Genomic DNA, 16,171 nt, shown 5'->3' with positions numbered 1-16,171 from the left:
TTCCGGCTAATCCTAGATTAACATTTGCAATATCATTTTTTATTCAAAAATATAAAAAACCCCAACCAGGTCGATTTGGGGTATCATATTATCACAAATTATCAAACTAGTAAATATTGGTTATTTTTTTCCGGTTTTTTTCCAGGGTTTCTTTCTTTCTGGCCAGGGTCTCCAGTACCTGTTCCCTGGCCGTTCCGCCAAAGCTTTTGCGTGCTTCCACCACCTGATCAAGTTCCAGGACCTGGTAAACATCTTCCCCGATTTCCGGCGAAAAACGCCGGAATTCCTCCAGTGAGCAATCGGTCAGTGTTTTTTGATGCTCCAGCGAATAAAGAACCAGTTTGCCCACAATTTCATGCGCTTTGCGGAAAGGGATTCCTTTGTTGACCAGATAATCGGCCAGGTCGGTGGCATTGGCAAAGCCCCGGCTGGCATTTTTTTTCATTTGCTGCACATTTACTTCCATGGTTTCAATCATGGCTGCCATCAGACCAAGGGACCCTTTCAGGGTGGTGACGGTATCGAAAATTCCTTCCTTGTCCTCCTGCAAATCCTTGTTATATGTCAGCGGCAATGCTTTCAACGTTGTCAGCATCGCCAGCAAATGCCCGAATACCCTTCCTGTTTTGCCGCGGATCAGTTCTGGAATATCCGGATTTTTCTTTTGCGGCATCATGCTGCTTCCCGTACAAAAAGCGTCATCAAGGACGATATACTGAAATTCCTCACTCGACCATAAAATCAGTTCTTCGGAAAGACGGGACAGATGAACCATTACCAGCGAACAGATGGACAGAAACTCAACCAGGTAATCACGGTCGCTCACCGCATCCATACTGTTGTCATAGAGTGCGGAAAACCCCAGTTCCTTCGCCACCATCTGCCGGTCAACGGGGAATGTGGTCCCCGCGATCGCTCCGGCTCCAAGCGGACAATGATTCACCCGCTTGTAACTGTCGAACAGACGATCCACATCCCGTTCAAACATGGAAACATAAGCGAGCAGATGATGGGCAAGGCGAACAGGCTGTGCCCTCTGCAAATGGGTGTACCCGGGCAAAATGGTATCGACATGTTTTTCCGCTTGCCCGAGCAGGGCCTGTTGCAGCGTAAAGATCTGTTTCGCCAGTTCGACGGTTTCTTTTCTAATGTACAGGTGCATATCCAGTGCCACCTGATCGTTACGGCTTCGCCCGGTATGAAGTTTCCCGCCGACAGGACCGATTTCATCAATCAGCATCTTTTCAATATTCATATGGATATCTTCATGTTCAATGGAAAATTCCACTTTTCCCTCGCGGACTTTTTGCCGGATGGACAACAGTCCCTGATGGATTTGCCGTGCCTCTTCATCTGTGAGGATTCCGCACGCGCCCAGCATCCTCACATGGGCAATGCTTCCCTGAATATCTTCTTCAACCAACTCTTTGTCAAAAGAGATAGAAGCATTAAACTCTTCCACCCACTGGTTGGTTTTTTTCGTAAAGCGCCCGCCCCACAGTTTCATGGTTTTCCTCCTTTTTATTCACACTTGCATAAATATGCGTCGGCAGTCCCCATAACTTGATAAAACCTACGGCTGCCTGGTGATCAAAGCTGTCTTCCTTGGAATAAGTGGCCAATTTCTTGTTGTACAAGGAATAAGGAGAAGTTCTTCCGGTTACCGTCGCATGCCCTTTAAACAGGGTAACGCGGACTTTTCCCGTCACATTTTTTTGCGTCTCTCCAATAAATGCATCCAATGCATTTTTAAGCGGTGAAAACCAAAGTCCGTCATATACCAGTTCTGCCCATTTCTGTTCAACCACAGGTTTGAATCTGGCAATATCTCTTGTCTGGGTCAAAAATTCCAGTTCCTTGTGTGCCAAAAGCAAGGTGTGCGCACCCGGGCATTCATAAACTTCACGGGATTTAATGCCCACCAGCCTGTTTTCCACATGGTCAATCCGGCCAACACCATGTTTCCCGGCGATTTGATTCAATTGTTCGATCATCTTTGCAAAGGAAAGGGCAACACCATTCAAACGGACAGGAACTCCTTTTTCAAATTCTATTTCTATTTCTTCGGGCTGGTCAGGTGTATCTGCCAACGGGCGTGTCCATTCATATGCCGCCTCCGGCGGAGCTTGCCATGGATCTTCCAGTTCTCCCGATTCGCAGCTTCTTCCCCACAGGTTCTGGTCAATGCTGAATGGATTTTCCAGATTGACCGGAATCGGAATTCCGTGTTTTTCGGCATAATCGATCTCTTCATCCCTGGTCATGCCCCATTCCCGGACAGGGGCAACAACTTCAAGGCCGGGATTTAATGCTGCCACTGAAATATCGAACCGGACCTGGTCATTTCCTTTTCCCGTACATCCGTGTGCAACGGCCACCGCGCCTTCCTCTTCAGCAATCTGGACAAGTATTTGTGAAATGAGCGGACGGGACAATGCCGAATTCATTGGATATTTCCCTTCATATAATGCATTGGCTTTTAGCGCCGGCAGCAAGTAATGATCGGCAAAAATCTCTTTTGCATCGATGACAACCGATTTAACCGCTCCAACTTTCAAGGCTTTTTCTTTTATAAAATCCAGATCTTTTCCTTCGCCTACGTCCAACGCAACTGCAATCACATCATATCCGTACTTTTCTTTCAGCCATGGAATGGCAACCGATGTATCTAAACCGCCCGAATAAGCCAAAACGATTTTCCCTTTACTCATTGGTACCCCTCGCTTTTAATAAAAATTCATTTATATGAATGATTATACAGCTTATTTATAAAAAATCTACCCCCCATTTTTTGAATTCCACACTTCCCGGTTTCCGGAAGAAAAAGAAGACAAAAACATTTCGCCTTGTCTTCCTCTCGCTTCCAGCCTACCGGCACAAAATAAGAAAGATCGCCGGTAATTTTCTGATCTGCCCGGGCATGATCGCAGATACCTTTCCACCGATCAAAAAAAACTCCCCACAGCAGCTCGCCCCGGTACGTCCCCTGCAATGTTTCCACTTCCACTTTCTCCAGCTGTGCCATCTGCTGGTAAATTATCGGCTGGTTCCAATATTCCTTTTCGTGATCCCCGGGCAATCAGCTTTCCGTTTTCATCAAACAGGGAAACCGCTCCTCCTTCCCGGCCAAAAACGGTTTCCTGACACAGGGGGTTTTTCCTTCAAAGCAATTTTCCAAATATGTCGGCAACATATATCTCACGTTCATCAGCATGGAAAAATGTACCGGTTTCATATAAATTCCAGATGAGTGCCTGTAAAGCTTTTGTCTGTGAAAGGAGCGTTGCCGGTGGGTTTATCGTGACCAGTCCCGGCTTTGCCATCAATGAAAGGAGATGGGCTCCCGTCGGATATCCATCATCGTCGGTCTCCTGAGCCAGTATTTCAATCGCATGCAACCGGTATAAGACATCGACATGCATATATCCACGGCCAGGTATGTCTGCATATAACCCGTCTCCCCTTACTGCCAATGCCGACAAGGGAACAAACCGGGCTGAAAGTCCGGACTTTGCCATTAAATAACGGGTTGTCCCCGCATCTTCCTCATAAGTATCCAAAGCGCTGAATACAATATTTTCTGTATTCCAAGTATCCAAAGCGCTGAATACAATATTTTCTGTATTCCATTCAGCAAATGAAGCAAGGCATCCTGCGGATCATGAAAATGATACCGATAAATGACCGGATAATGGGACCACTCTTCATGAAAATGGCGCGATTCAATCCGAATTCCTTCCCATTGGGGGCCAAACCGCAGACGGTCATCAAGTACGGTTTCTTCCAGGTTTCGTCTGACAAATATCTTATGTACGGGCGGATCTGCCTGAACAAGGACCCGTTCAAACACATCCTTCCCCTTTACAAGATAATCACAGGCAAATCGCATCAGGATTTCTGACCTGGAAATGGACGGATAAGTGAATAAAACAGAAATTTCTTCTCTTTCTTCAAGCAAGTGGTATTCCAGTCTCTCCATATTTCCCCTCAGTTCTAAATAATAAGCGTTTGGACATTAATTATATTCTTTCAAGATGACAAAATATTGACTTATTATCACAAAAAAGAAACAGATGTTAGCATTTAACATCTGACAGACTATGGAAAAACAATTCAGGAAGACGATTTTCAGAACGCCTTGCAAGGAAGTAGCAGGTTGCAGTGGCTTTAATATCACTTTGCTTCCAAAAATCGCTTTTTCACACCTTGCCTGAATACTCACAGATATTTCTTTAAACATCCGCACTTGCACTGGCTATATGTTGGCAACCTGTTTTCTGGTTTTCACTACATGTCCGACATAGAGAACAACGGAAATCAGTACGATATAAAACCCATACTTTAACCATCCCGCATCCTGGAACAAAGGTTGGATCAGTTTTTCATCTGCAATCATTTTTGCAGCTGTAAAGACCAGAACTCCTGAACCAATATATAGAATGAAAGGATACTTTTCCAGCAGTTTAATGAATAATGTACTTCCCCAGACAATGATTGGCACACTGATCAGCAGGCCGATAATTACCAGCAGAAAACTTTCGTGCGCCGCACCGGCAACAGCGAGCACGTTGTCCAGTCCCATAACCGTGTCGGCGATCACAATGGTACGGATTGCTGCCCATACACTGCCTGCAGCTTCCACATCTTTATCCCTTTTTTCCTCAACCAGCAGTTTAAAAGCGATCCAGATCAGTATCATTCCGCCAATCAGCAGGAGCCCCGGAATCTTCAACAGCCAGACCACAATCAATGTACAAAGGATCCGCATCATAATTGCACCGGTCATTCCCCAGAAAATAACCTGCTTTTGCTTGCCCTTTGGCAAATTGCGTGCTGCAAGGCCGATCACGATTGCATTATCTCCAGCCAACATCAAGTCAATAATTACAATAGAAATTAAAGCAGTAAAAAATTCAGGCGAAAACAGCTCCAAAACCTTTACCTCCATTCCTGTTACTCTGAAAAGTACGGTCCTGTCCAGAAGATAATGAAACTTCCCAAAAACCGGAAAAGACCTTTACTTGAACCGCCAAGTAAAGGTCTTGCCAACAACATCATCATCATGTTGTCAACAAAGCCACTGCCTTTCCAAACCCGTAACAGTGCCACTCCTATGCTCAGCAAGAAAAGGCTTTTTCATTCACATCATATATAATGAAATAACATTCCGTCAACTTTTTTACAGGCCTGCTTAAAAAAATTGGCTCAGGCATATTCCATTTTTCTGCAGATTATTGAATCCGATACCCTGGCATCATATTGGAAAATAAGGATATGGATCAGCCCGGAATATCCCAATTTCAGATACATGGGTTGTCCCATTTCGCTGGCCGCCAGTACACTCCGGACCGCTCCGGCTTCCCTGGCGCAAGCGAGCATGGTCTGTACAAGGGATTTTCCCACCCCTTTGCCTCTTTGCATTGGAGAAGTAAAAATATTGTCCAGGCAGGCAACTCCGGAAACCAATGAGAAGCGGCCGTATGCAACGGGCAACTCATCTTTCATGACACAATATTGGTAAAGATGCGGATTGGCCAGTGAATCAATATTAATGGCCTCTTTTCCAAAGTAACGATTGATGGCAAGTCCCTTTTGCTGATCCAATATTCGTCTCACACAAACCGGTTGCCGGTTGGATTGAAAATCCGACAGACTCCGCGCCATCAGATATTCCGTATGGCTGAACAGGTAACCAAGCGACTGGTACTCGGCAACAGTCTGTTCCGGAAAATCGGAAAAAACGGTCAACCAGTGGGGCATATTGGGATGGTACTTATGAATCTGCTCAACCGTTTTTCGGGGAGACAGATTGCTCACAAAAAATTCATCGGTCCTTCCCCCGACCGGTTTGCCAAAATGAACATGCCTGATCGATTGAAACGTACTGAGCGATGTATCCGGTACAAAGCGGCAAACCATCCACCCCCGGATAAATTCATCTATGTTTTTTTGAATATCCATTGAACCAACCCCCTCCATGTCCAAACAAATTAAATATTTATTATATTGGGAATATAATTTTTTATTGTTCTCTAAAATAGACAAGCCGCATGTGCCAAAAAAGAATATTGGCAAACGATGTAGCCAAACCGCAGCCGGGCACACGGAGAACAAATCCTGACTGCGACAGAGCCTTTTACTGTTTTCTCCAGCGTGGAATCAACTTTCCTGTCCGATTCATATAGGACCGGTACTCCTCGCCAAAATAATCGAGCATCATTTGCTCTTCGTACGGCAAGCACAAGAAAACCAAGACCAGCAGTGACAGCAAAGGAGAATACCCTGCAACCCAGTTATGCAATAACAGTCCCTGGGACATCCCCCACAGCAGACTTGCTGCATACATCGGATGTCTGACATACCTGTATACTCCGCCGGTAATGAGCTGATGGCCTTTTTTCAATTCAAGCGTATATGACCAGTTCCGCCCCAGGTCTGCATGTGATCGCCAAAAAAGCCAGAGGGCGATCCCGGTGACGACCGTTCCAATCCATCCTGCCCATGAAGGGAGTTTATAGTCTGCAAAGCTCAACAGCGGAGTAAACACATAAATGAGCGGAATAACCAGCACGCCGACAGACATCACGGAAAGAAGGAGAATCTCCAGAGCCGACCTGCGTCTTTCGTCAATCTGGCTGGATCCCGCTTGTTTCTCATAAGGCCGGCGGATAAAAGACATCATGATCAAACCCACGAAATAGATGATTTTAAACATCTTACCCTCTCACTTTCTGTGATACATGGAAGCAGGTCAAGCTCAACCCCAAGTAGAAATTTTATACAACATAAATGCGAATGTAATTTTAAAAGATAAGATTTCTAAGGCAATTGTATTAAAATTGACGGAATAAAGGCAACTTTGACTTCATCCTGGATATGGCAATATCCGCACAAAAGAATCCCGTTTTCCAAAAACATGGAAACCGGGATTTCCCTTGGCAGATCTTTCAGCCCAACAAAGCCATTAGCAGGGCTTTTTGTGCATGAAGGCGGTTTTCTGCCTGATCAAATACAACCGATTGCGCTCCTTCCAATACCTCCCCGGTTACTTCCAGTCCGCGATATGCCGGTAAACAGTGCATAAAAACGGCATCTGGAGCCGCATGTGCCATTAACCTGGCATTTACCTGATAGGATAAAAAAGATTGCTGGCGTTTTTCCTTCTCCTGTTCCTGCCCCATGCTGGCCCAGACATCGGTATAGACCACATCGGCGCCTTCAGCGGCAACATGGGGATCATGGCTGAATGTAAGTGTGCCACCGGTTTGTCCCATGATCTGTTCCGCTTTTTTCCAAATGTCTGCGTCAGGTTCGTATCCGGCAGGTGTGGCAATGCTGAGATGGATTCCTGCCAGTGCCGAGGCATGCATCAAGGAGTGAAGGACATTGTTTCCATCCCCGATAAAGCTGAGTTTTACGCCTTTTAACTTCCCTTTTGTTTCCAGAATGGTCAGTAAATCAGCCACTGCCTGACATGGGTGAGCCAAATCCGAAAGGCCATTAATCACAGGAATGGTTGCAGCATCTGCCAAGCGCTGAATCCGGGCATGTTCACAGGTTCGAATCAGGATGGCATCTACATAACGGGACAGGATTCTGGCTGTATCCTCCAGGGTTTCTCCCCGTCCCAACTGCAATTCATTGGTCCCGAGATGCAGGGTATATCCTCCCAGTTCTTTCATCCCTACTTCGAAAGATATGCGTGTTCTGGTTGACGGTTTTTCAAAGATCATGGCAAGGCTTTTACCTTTAAGGGGTTGCCCCATCATTCCTTGCTGGCGTTCCGATTTCAGTTGTTTGGCCAGTAGAAGCAATGCCTCCAGTTCATCGGGTTGCCAACCGTCGAGTGTGAGAAAACTTTTTCCTTTCTTTTCTTTAAAAAGCTGATTGAAGTCCTTCACCCTTGTTCCTCCTCATACGGCTATTTTGGTTGGAGCCAGCGTTTGCTTGATAATGGAAATCGCTTGCGAGATTTCTTTTTCTTTCACGATCAAAGGCGGCAATAGCCGTAATACCCGTTCTCCTGCCGACAGGGTCACCAATCCGTTTTCCAGCAGTTTTCCGATTACCTGCGCAACAGGCCTGTTCAACTCGATGCCAACCATGAATCCCTGCTGGCGAACTTCCTCAACAGCGGGAAGCGGACTGATTTCCTCATCCAGTTTCTGTTTCAGAAAAACGGATTTCCGCTTTACTTCGCGCAATAAGCCGGTTTGCTCAATTTCTGCAAGTACCGCATCACAGACAGCCATTGCCAGCGGATTACCCCCGAATGTCGTCCCATGCGATCCGGGCCCCAGAACGGATTTAAGATGGGAAGCCCCAATCATGGCTCCGACGGGGAACCCGTTGCCCAGCCCTTTGGCAACTGAAACGATATCCGGCTTTATTCCATATTTCTGGAAAGCAAACCAATCGCCGGTCCGTCCGATTCCGGTCTGCACCTCATCAACTATCAACAAAATCTGCTTTTCTTTACACCATTGAGCCAGCCCCCGGACAAATCCGGCATTGGCAGGCCGGACTCCTCCTTCACCCTGTACCAGTTCCAGCAGAACACCTGCCGTGCTGGTTCCCGTTACCCTTTTCACAGCTTCCAGATCCCCGTAAGGAACATGCCGGAATCCTCCCGGCAATGGATCAAACCCCTTTTTCACTTTTTTCTGTCCGGTCGCCGTCAGGGTAGCCAGGGTACGGCCGTGAAAAGAACCGGTAAAAGTGATAATTTCAGGCTCATTAATAATCCTGGCATCCCTGGCCCATTTACGCGCCAGCTTGATCGATGCCTCATTGGCTTCCGCTCCGCTGTTGCAAAAAAAGACGGCATCCAGACCGCTGATTTCGCACAACTTTTTCGCTACTTTTTCCTGCATCGGCTGATCAAACAAATTGGATACATGCCAAACCGCCTCCGCTTGTCTGGCCAGCGCCTCAACAACCCGTGGATTCCGGTGTCCCAGATTGTTCACACCTATTCCCGAACTGAAATCCAGATAACTTTTTCCCTGGGCATCCTTTAAAAGTGCCCCTTCCCCGTACACAAAATGCACCGGATAACGTTTATATGTGGGAAACAGATACATTTTTGCTCACCTCTTCCTGCAGTAAACAGGTACCTTGTCCAAAATAGTTTTCCCCATCCATGCAACGGGCTTTTTCCCCATTAACAATCCATACTTCCCGCACATCATTTTCCAAACATTTCATTGCAGACCGAACTTTCGGAATCATGCCACCGGTAATTTGCCCTTCTTCAATATAACGTTCCACCATTTCCGGGGTTGCACAGGTGAGCAGTCTTTTATGATCCCCCTCCTGTATGAAAATCCCGTCGACATCACTGACAATCACCAATTGTCCGGCTCCCATCTCTTGGGCTACCGCACCAGCCGCTTCATCAGCGTTAACATTAAAGATTTGCCCGCTCTGATCAATCCCGAGCGGGGCAAGCACCGGAACCCATCCCGCTTCAATGATCTGAAGAAACGCTTTTTTATTAACTTCCGTCACTTCCCCGACCAGTCCCAGACCGGCATCTTTGGGGACAACCTGAAGCATTTTCAGATCTGCACCGCTTATTCCAAGCGCCGGGACTCCTCGTTTGCCCAGTTCAGCCACCAGATTTTTATTGACTTGTCCGGACAGGACCATCTGCACGATTTCCAGGGTGTCTTCATCTGTTACCCGTCGCCCGTCAACAAAAACAGGTTCTTTTCCCAATTGCTTCATCCAGCCGGAAACAAACGGGCCGCCGCCGTGAACAACAATAAAAGGAATTCCTTCCTGCCACAGTTTCCTGCACTGGTCAAAAAAAGCCGGATCAATCTGTTCCAGTATACTGCCGCCCAACTTTAGCACAATCATTTTCCTTACGATTTCCTCCTTTATTTGTCATGTCCGGTAACTCGCATTGATACGAACATAGTCATAAGTCAAATCACATCCCCACGCCATGGTTTCACAATTCCCCGAATTCAGGATTAACCTGAACTCCACAACTTCCCGGTTGAGCACTTCACTGGCCTCCCGCTCATCATAACTGGCAGCCGTTCCCTTTTTAACAATCTGAACCGGCCCCAGATACAGATCAATCTTTTCCGGAGTCAAAGTCGGATCTGCATAACCCGCGGCGCAGATGACTCGTCCCCAATTGGCATCCGCCCCATAAACGGCGGTTTTCACCAAATTGGAAGCAACGACGGCTTTGGCTATTTTTCGGGCTGCCTCTTTGGAGCGGGCCCCCTCCACTTTCACCTGGACCAGATGGCTGGCACCTTCACCGTCCCGGGCAATCATCGTGGCCAAAGTGCGACATACATATTGAAATGCCACCTGGAATTTTTCCCACTCAGGATGGCTGTACGCAAGCGGTTGATTGTCCGCCAGCCCGCTGGCCATTACCAGAACCATATCATTGGTGCTTGTATCTCCGTCAACGGTGATCATGTTAAAGGTATCATCCGTTGTTTTCCAAAGCAGGCTTTGCAATATATCCGGTTTGATGCTGGCATCAGTCGTAATAAAGGAAAGCATCGTCGCCATGTTGGGGTGAATCATGCCGGAACCTTTTGCAGTCCCGGAAATCTTTACCGTTTTTCCATCGATGTTCAATTCCACCGTTACCTGTTTTGCAAAGGTATCTGTCGTCAGGATCGCTTCCGCAAAGGAAGCAGGATCATACTCCTGAACCCTGACCAGTTTTTCCAAACCGGAATGAATCTTGTCCATCGGCAGATAAACCCCGATGACTCCTGTTGAAGCAACTCCTACCAGATGGGGAGAAATATTTAGCAAAGAAGCGGCTTTGTCACGCATCTGACGGGCGTCTTCCAGGCCGCGTTTTCCTGTGCAGGCATTGGCGTTACCGCTGTTTACAACAACAGCTTGCAATCTGTTTTCCATGCCGATACTTTCCTGGGTGATCTTGATCGGGGCTGCCTGAAATGCATTGACTGTATAAACAGCTGCCGCTGAAGCCGGAACCTCACACCGGATCAGCCCCAAGTCTTTTTTCTTCCCCTTGATTCCGGAATGAATTCCATTTGCGTCAAATCCTTTTGGTGCCGCGATGGATGGGTTTCTGGCAACCCGAAAAAACTTTTCTTGCAGGGTTTCTGTCTTCATGTTTTCTCCCTCCGTTTCAAGGATAGAGCGGAGCGATGTCCAAACCGGTTGTCACCGGGCATCCCATGCGAATGTTGACATTTTGTACAGCCTGCCCCGCCGCTCCTTTCATCAGATTGTCGATTGCGGCCAAAATTACGAATCTTCCCGTGCGCCCATCCACATTGATACCGATATCACAAAAGTTGCTTCCCTGTACGGCTTTCGTTTCGGGCAATCTGCTGTCCAAAATACGGACAAACGGATGGCAGTCATACGTATCATGATAAAGTTGCAACGCTTCTTTCCTTGTATATTTATTCAACGATTCCGCATAAATCGTGACGAGGATTCCCCGGTTCATTGGGACCAAATGAGGCGTAAACTGGATTGTCACATCTGTTCCCGAACACTTCCCGGCAATCTGTTCAATTTCCGGAATATGCTGATGATGTTCGATCTTGTAAGGCCGCAGGTTTTCATTGATTTCACTGTAAAGTGTCGATTGTTGCGCCTTTCGGCCCGCACCGGTCACACCTGACTTTGCATCGACAATCACACTTGCCGGATTGATCCACTTTTCTTTCAGCAATGGCAAAAGAGCAAGCAAAGTGGCAGTTGGATAACATCCAGGATTACTGATCAGTTGGGCGGTTTTGATTTCATTTTCAAACCATTCACTCAGACCATAAACCGCCTGATTCAAATATTTGGGATCAGCAGCTGGTTTTCGGTACCATTGTTCATATATGTCTGGATCATTTAAACGGAAATCTCCGGACAAATCGATTACGATCTTCCCTTGCTCCAAAAAAGACGGCGCATATTGACTGCTAAAGCCGGGAGGGGTAGCCAAAAAAACGAGATCCGCCTGCTTTGAAATCTGTTCCACATCAAATGGCAAATACATTTTCGCCAGATGGGACACATGCGGAAAAGAACTGTTTAATGACCGCCCCGCCTGGGAAGATGATACCAGGGAGATCTCTTCAAACTCCGGATGCCCCTGCAAAATCCGCAAACATTCAATACCGCCGTAGCCTGTTGAACCGATCACTGCTGCTTTCAAAGTACACACCTCAATTTTGAAATAATTAATTTTGTATTATTATACATATAATATAATATTTATTCAACACTTATTCATGTTAATTGTATTTACAAAAAATTTTTCATCAAATGAAAAAAACAACCCACCAGGCAGAGTTTCCTCTTTCACCGGCAATGGCAGATTGTTAAGTTATCGTTAAAATCAAATTAAAAAAGCACCAGCTATAGCCGGTGCCCAGTTTCTCCTTTTATTCTACAATTATTCTCTTATTTCTGCTTTATTGTCCAGTTAAAAATTTAATATCCATACATTGCGATTGGTCTCTGATACCTGATATTTTCATCCAGCTTCAGTACCTCTTTATTTCTTTTCTGTCAGCCAGGTTGCCAGTTGATCCCTTTCATCGGCCGAAATATGGGATTGGGCAGGCATGCTTCCCTTTCCGTTTTCCAAAATTTGCAGGATTTGTTCCTTGTTCATTTTAGCGCCAATCTGTTGCAGGCCGGGGCCTGTCGCCCCTTGCAGGTTTCCTCCGTGACAAGATGCGCAGTTGCTCATGTAAACCTCCTGAGGATCTGCCTGGACTGCGGGGGCCTCTTTTTGGTTAACGGTATCATTCCCACCGGTGGAACATCCTGCCAGTAACAAAACCCCACAAACAGCCAAACACAATCCGCCCTTTTTCATGGAATCACCTCTTCTATTTTCTTTTTGAGAAAAAGCTTTTGTTATTAACCCGTTTTTGGCGGGAAAGTGTACTTGCCTCTGTCTCATCCTGTTTATTCTCTTCCTTGCCGGAAAACACGTGCGTATCAATCAGGCTGGATTTTGGCAGTTTTCCTGAATCCGGTTTTGCTGTTTTGTCCGGTTTTAACAGGCTGCGTTTGAACATGCGGCGGCTTTTCGCCTTATCCATGAAACCTTGTTCTCCCTTTGGCTGCATCTCCTTGTCTGTTTGTTCCGGATGTTGCTTGGCTGATACTTTATGAGTTTTTTGCTGAACTGACAAATCTTTCTTTTTATCATTTGTTATCGTTTCCTGCAACAAACTGTGTCCACGTGAATGCCTGTAATCCCCTTTTTCTATTTTGCGCCTGTTTATGGTGGAACTTAACAAGTCCGACTTTAACATCTTTCCTGGTTTGTGGAAAAATTCCTGTGCTTTTGACGATGGTTCCGTCTCTCCCTTCTGTGCGGTTTCCCCGGTCGTTTGGAATGTTGCTGATCTTCCATGCTTTTTTTCCGAAACGGATTCCTCTTTTGAACCGCTCTCCCCGGATCGACTGGAATCCCTGTCCTGCTTGACGGCTTCATCTGTCGTACGCCGGACAATTTCTTTGTCTTCATCCGGATGTGCTTCACGTGGACGTTCCCGATGAATCTGCGGTTTTTTATGTTTTCGTTTCTCTCTTTCCTTAGTGGCACGCCGAACCCGTTCAACGGAAATCTTTATGTCCTCGCTGGTCATGTTCCCGGAAGGAAACATTTTTTCGATCTCTTCAACTTCTTTTCTGCGATTTTTACTTACAATAATACTAATAACGGCGATGATTGCAATGAGCAGCACAACGAATACAATTCCCCACAAGATGGGGTTTTCTTTTATGAAATCCATTAAAAAATGACCTCCTCTTTTCTCCTCGATCCACGTGCCTTTAATATATTCAATGAGGAAGGCCGGCTTTTCGCCGGCCCGCAAATGGTCTATCTGCCTTTAAACCGGGGCTCTCTTTTCTCAAGAAAAGCATCGATTCCTTCAATATGATCAGCCGTTGCAAATGTAAGGCCAAAGTAAGTTTCTTCCAATTTCAAGCACGTATCCAGATCCACTTCTGTTCCCTGATTGATTGCGTACTTGACATAAGCTGGTGCAAGCGGCGGTTTTTTCACCAATAGTTTAGCTAATTCTCTCGCTTCAGGCAATAATTGTTCAGGAGAAAGAACTTTATGTTTTTAAACCTAACCGTTTGGCTTCTCCGTGCAGAGATCATTTCACCGGTCATGCAAAGGTATTTCGAACCTGTTTTCCAATCAGGCGGGCCAAACGCTGGATCCCACCGTAACCAGGTGTGATTCCCGGGTTTACCTCAGGCTGCCCGAATCGGGAATTCTGTGAGGCTAGTATTATATCCCCACACATCGCCAATTCTAAACCCCCGCCCAAAGCAAAGCCGTTTACGGTCATAATCACCGATTTGCCCAATTCTTCAATCCGGCGGAACAAAGCCTGCCCCCGTTTTGCTTTCTGTTCGGCTTTGCCGGGATCGGCAATCCGATGGAGTTCAGAAATGTCAGCCCCCGCAACAAAAGCTTTTTCACCCGCTCCCGTCCGATCGTTACACGAATTTCTTCTGCCTGTTCTATCCAGGCAACAGCTTCTTTTTCAATTCACTGATCAAGTGCATTTAAAACTTCCGGCCACGAAATCGTCAAGATCACCCAGTTCTCTTCTTTTTCCACTTGGTGCTTCCAGTCAGACATTTCATCCCCTCCCCGGGAATCTGGTATTTGTCATTTGGAAGAATCATATTAAAAAATGAAAGGTGAATTTTGCCAGGACTTTTGGATAAACTTTTTGCCGCTCAAGACCACAGACAAAAATTGGAGCGATTTTAGGACAGATTCCGCCTTTTCCGGCAAATTGCGAAGTAGTCCACTAAAATCGCTTTCCTGACTTTGTTGACACTGCTTATTTACTGTTGTTCACTTCTGTTTAACTGCATGCGAAGAAAGGCTTCAATAAATGGCTTGATTTCTCCATCCATCACCGCTTGTACATTGCCTGTTTCAACTTGTGTACGATGGTCTTTCACCATGCTGTAGGGATGGAAAACATAAGAACGAATCTGGTTTCCCCAGCCAATTTCTGTCTGTTCCCCCTGGATGGCCTGCATTTTTTTCTGTTGTTCTTCCATCTGCCGTTCATACAGACGGGCTTTTAAAATTTTCATTGCCCTGTCACGGTTTTTGATTTGAGACCGTTCCGACTGGCAGGTAACCACAATTCCGGTTGGAATGTGGGTAATGCGCACAGCGGAGTCCGTGGTATTCACGTGTTGACCGCCTGCACCGCTTGAACGGTAAGTGTCAATCTTGAGATCCTCAGTGCGAATGTCAATTTCCACATCGTTGTCAATTTCCGGCAACACATTGACAGAAACAAACGAGGTATGGCGCCGTCCGGAGGCATCAAAAGGAGATATGCGCACAAGACGGTGAACCCCTTTTTCCGCTTTTAAAAATCCGTAGGCATTGATCCCTTTGATCAGCAAGGTAACACTTCTTACCCCTGCTTCATCTCCCGGAAGGTAATCCAGTGTTTCCACCTTGTATCCATTATCTTCCGACCAACGGGTATACATGCGAAGCAGCATTTCTGCCCAGTCCTGCGATTCCGTCCCTCCAGCGCCGGGATGAAGTTCCAGAATTGCGGAATTGCGGTCATACGGTCCGCTAAGCATAACGGTCAGCTCAAAGTCATCAATTTCTTTTTTCAATGAGCGGATCCCCGTGCCCAATTCATTCTGCAAGGAGAGATCTTCCCCTTCTTCCAGCAACAATTCCAGCATCAACTGCTTCTCTTCGTACATTTCTTCAAGTTGAGCCATCTTTTCGGTAAGGTCTTTGAGATGTTTCATCTCGCTGATCACTCCCTGCGCCGCTTCCTGGTCATTCCAGAAATCGGGAGAAGACATGATTTCTTCCAACTGGCTCAACCTTTTCTTTTTTTGGTCGAGGTCAAAGAGACCCCCTGATATCCGCCAGTTTCCTGGCTGTATTATCCAAAGCCTGTTTCATTTCACTAATGTCCATAGCCATCACCTCAAAAATCGTATCTTCTCAGATGAAATACAAAACCGAAAAAGGAAGGGAGCTGTTCCTCCCTGCCCCGAACCGCAGAAAAACATACAGAAAGGCAATTTTCAGGAAACCGTTCCGTCTCCAGCCCAGGGGAGAAGTCACTTTGCTACAAAAATCGCATTTTCCACCTTTGCCGGCAAGTTCAGGAAAGGAGAA

The 16,171-nt window shown here is 46.4% G+C and carries 17 protein-coding genes and 1 pseudogene; all 18 read right to left on the bottom strand.

The annotated features are described in order from the left end of the window. Nucleotides 1–106: 106 nt before the first annotated feature. A complete protein-coding gene (gene argH, locus H2C83_RS14875; RefSeq protein ID WP_181741981.1) occupies nucleotides 107–1,507 on the bottom strand; it encodes an argininosuccinate lyase in 1,401 nt (466 codons plus the stop codon). After that, complete coding sequence (locus H2C83_RS14870; protein WP_181741980.1) at nucleotides 1,449–2,711, bottom strand: argininosuccinate synthase; 1,263 nt, start codon at nucleotides 2,709–2,711, stop codon at nucleotides 1,449–1,451. The genes argH and H2C83_RS14870 overlap by 59 nt, the downstream gene beginning before the upstream one ends. Nucleotides 2,712–2,737: 26 nt before the next feature. Further along, the gene (locus H2C83_RS14865; RefSeq protein ID WP_181741979.1) at nucleotides 2,738–3,079 is read right to left on the bottom strand and encodes a hypothetical protein; all 342 of its coding nucleotides are present in this window, start codon (nucleotides 3,077–3,079) and stop codon (nucleotides 2,738–2,740) included. Nucleotides 3,080–3,161: 82 nt separating this feature from the next. Next, complete coding sequence (locus H2C83_RS14860; protein ID WP_181741978.1) at nucleotides 3,162–3,560, bottom strand: glutathionylspermidine synthase family protein; 399 nt, start codon at nucleotides 3,558–3,560, stop codon at nucleotides 3,162–3,164. Next, nucleotides 3,518–3,979: a hypothetical protein gene (locus tag H2C83_RS14855; RefSeq protein ID WP_181741977.1), complete on the bottom strand. Its 462-nt coding sequence runs from the start codon at nucleotides 3,977–3,979 to the stop codon at nucleotides 3,518–3,520. The genes H2C83_RS14860 and H2C83_RS14855 overlap by 43 nt, the downstream gene beginning before the upstream one ends. A 276-nt stretch (nucleotides 3,980–4,255) precedes the next feature. After that, complete coding sequence (locus H2C83_RS14850; RefSeq protein ID WP_181741976.1) at nucleotides 4,256–4,933, bottom strand: TerC family protein; 678 nt, start codon at nucleotides 4,931–4,933, stop codon at nucleotides 4,256–4,258. A 272-nt stretch (nucleotides 4,934–5,205) separates the two neighbouring features. Further along, complete coding sequence (locus H2C83_RS14845) at nucleotides 5,206–5,961, bottom strand: GNAT family N-acetyltransferase (protein ID WP_181741975.1); 756 nt, start codon at nucleotides 5,959–5,961, stop codon at nucleotides 5,206–5,208. Between the two features lie 175 nt (nucleotides 5,962–6,136). Beyond that, nucleotides 6,137–6,715, bottom strand: coding sequence for a protein-S-isoprenylcysteine O-methyltransferase (locus H2C83_RS14840; RefSeq protein ID WP_181741974.1), 579 nt, complete (start codon nucleotides 6,713–6,715; stop codon nucleotides 6,137–6,139). Between the two features lie 232 nt (nucleotides 6,716–6,947). After that, nucleotides 6,948–7,901, bottom strand: coding sequence for an ornithine carbamoyltransferase (argF, locus tag H2C83_RS14835; RefSeq protein ID WP_181741973.1), 954 nt, complete (start codon nucleotides 7,899–7,901; stop codon nucleotides 6,948–6,950). Nucleotides 7,902–7,913: 12 nt separating this feature from the next. After that, nucleotides 7,914–9,083: an acetylornithine transaminase gene (gene argD, locus H2C83_RS14830; RefSeq protein WP_181741972.1), complete on the bottom strand. Its 1,170-nt coding sequence runs from the start codon at nucleotides 9,081–9,083 to the stop codon at nucleotides 7,914–7,916. Continuing rightward, nucleotides 9,061–9,864 carry an acetylglutamate kinase gene (argB, locus tag H2C83_RS14825; protein WP_181741971.1) on the bottom strand — a complete coding sequence of 268 codons (804 nt, stop codon included), beginning with the start codon at nucleotides 9,862–9,864 and terminating at the stop codon, nucleotides 9,061–9,063. Before argB ends, argD begins: the two co-directional genes overlap by 23 nt. Before the next feature lie 27 nt (nucleotides 9,865–9,891). Beyond that, nucleotides 9,892–11,124, bottom strand: a complete 1,233-nt coding sequence (gene argJ / locus H2C83_RS14820; RefSeq protein WP_181741970.1) for a bifunctional glutamate N-acetyltransferase/amino-acid acetyltransferase ArgJ — start codon at nucleotides 11,122–11,124, stop codon at nucleotides 9,892–9,894. A gap of 16 nt (nucleotides 11,125–11,140) precedes the next feature. After that, entirely contained in the window at nucleotides 11,141–12,172 is a 1,032-nt protein-coding gene (gene argC, locus H2C83_RS14815; RefSeq protein ID WP_181741969.1) for an N-acetyl-gamma-glutamyl-phosphate reductase, read from the bottom strand. Nucleotides 12,173–12,514: 342 nt separating this feature from the next. Continuing rightward, the gene (locus H2C83_RS18235) at nucleotides 12,515–12,841 is read right to left on the bottom strand and encodes a c-type cytochrome (protein WP_281364181.1); all 327 of its coding nucleotides are present in this window, start codon (nucleotides 12,839–12,841) and stop codon (nucleotides 12,515–12,517) included. 13 nt (nucleotides 12,842–12,854) lie between these two features. Continuing rightward, nucleotides 12,855–13,769, bottom strand: a complete 915-nt coding sequence (locus H2C83_RS14805) for a hypothetical protein (protein WP_181741967.1) — start codon at nucleotides 13,767–13,769, stop codon at nucleotides 12,855–12,857. 89 nt (nucleotides 13,770–13,858) lie between these two features. Next, nucleotides 13,859–14,089 (bottom strand): annotated as a pseudogene (locus tag H2C83_RS18230) (enoyl-CoA hydratase-related protein); the annotation flags it as partial. Nucleotides 14,090–14,153: 64 nt separating this feature from the next. Then, nucleotides 14,154–14,426, bottom strand: a complete 273-nt coding sequence (locus H2C83_RS18225; RefSeq protein WP_312853937.1) for an enoyl-CoA hydratase-related protein — start codon at nucleotides 14,424–14,426, stop codon at nucleotides 14,154–14,156. Nucleotides 14,427–14,847: 421 nt separating this feature from the next. After that, nucleotides 14,848–15,967 (bottom strand): peptide chain release factor 2 gene (gene prfB, locus H2C83_RS14790; protein WP_181742009.1). Its coding sequence is split into 2 segments (ribosomal slippage): nucleotides 14,848–15,894 and nucleotides 15,896–15,967, totalling 1,119 coding nucleotides; the frame shifts between segments, so codons are not numbered across the junction. Between the last annotated feature and the right edge of the window lie 204 nt (nucleotides 15,968–16,171).

It is taken from the genome of Thermoactinomyces mirandus, assembly GCF_013868055.1.
Classification (GTDB): domain Bacteria; phylum Bacillota; class Bacilli; order Thermoactinomycetales; family Thermoactinomycetaceae; genus Thermoactinomyces; species Thermoactinomyces mirandus.
Note: the sequence above shows the minus strand (reverse complement) of the source record. Positions and strands in the feature narration are given on the sequence as shown.

What these genes read in the sequence shown, in the direction of transcription:
- argH (WP_181741981.1), bottom strand. Translation starts at nt 1,507, where the DNA reads ATGAAACTGTGGGGCGGGCGCTTTACGAAAAAAACCAACCAGTGGGTG.
- H2C83_RS14870 (WP_181741980.1), bottom strand. Translation starts at nt 2,711, where the DNA reads ATGAGTAAAGGGAAAATCGTTTTGGCTTATTCGGGCGGTTTAGATACA.
- H2C83_RS14855 (WP_181741977.1), bottom strand. Translation starts at nt 3,979, where the DNA reads ATGGAGAGACTGGAATACCACTTGCTTGAAGAAAGAGAAGAAATTTCT.
- H2C83_RS14845 (WP_181741975.1), bottom strand. Translation starts at nt 5,961, where the DNA reads ATGGATATTCAAAAAAACATAGATGAATTTATCCGGGGGTGGATGGTT.
- H2C83_RS14840 (WP_181741974.1), bottom strand. Translation starts at nt 6,715, where the DNA reads ATGTTTAAAATCATCTATTTCGTGGGTTTGATCATGATGTCTTTTATC.
- argD (WP_181741972.1), bottom strand. Translation starts at nt 9,083, where the DNA reads ATGTATCTGTTTCCCACATATAAACGTTATCCGGTGCATTTTGTGTAC.
- argB (WP_181741971.1), bottom strand. Translation starts at nt 9,864, where the DNA reads ATGATTGTGCTAAAGTTGGGCGGCAGTATACTGGAACAGATTGATCCG.
- argJ (WP_181741970.1), bottom strand. Translation starts at nt 11,124, where the DNA reads ATGAAGACAGAAACCCTGCAAGAAAAGTTTTTTCGGGTTGCCAGAAAC.
- H2C83_RS18235 (WP_281364181.1), bottom strand. Translation starts at nt 12,841, where the DNA reads ATGAAAAAGGGCGGATTGTGTTTGGCTGTTTGTGGGGTTTTGTTACTG.
- H2C83_RS14805 (WP_181741967.1), bottom strand. Translation starts at nt 13,769, where the DNA reads ATGGATTTCATAAAAGAAAACCCCATCTTGTGGGGAATTGTATTCGTT.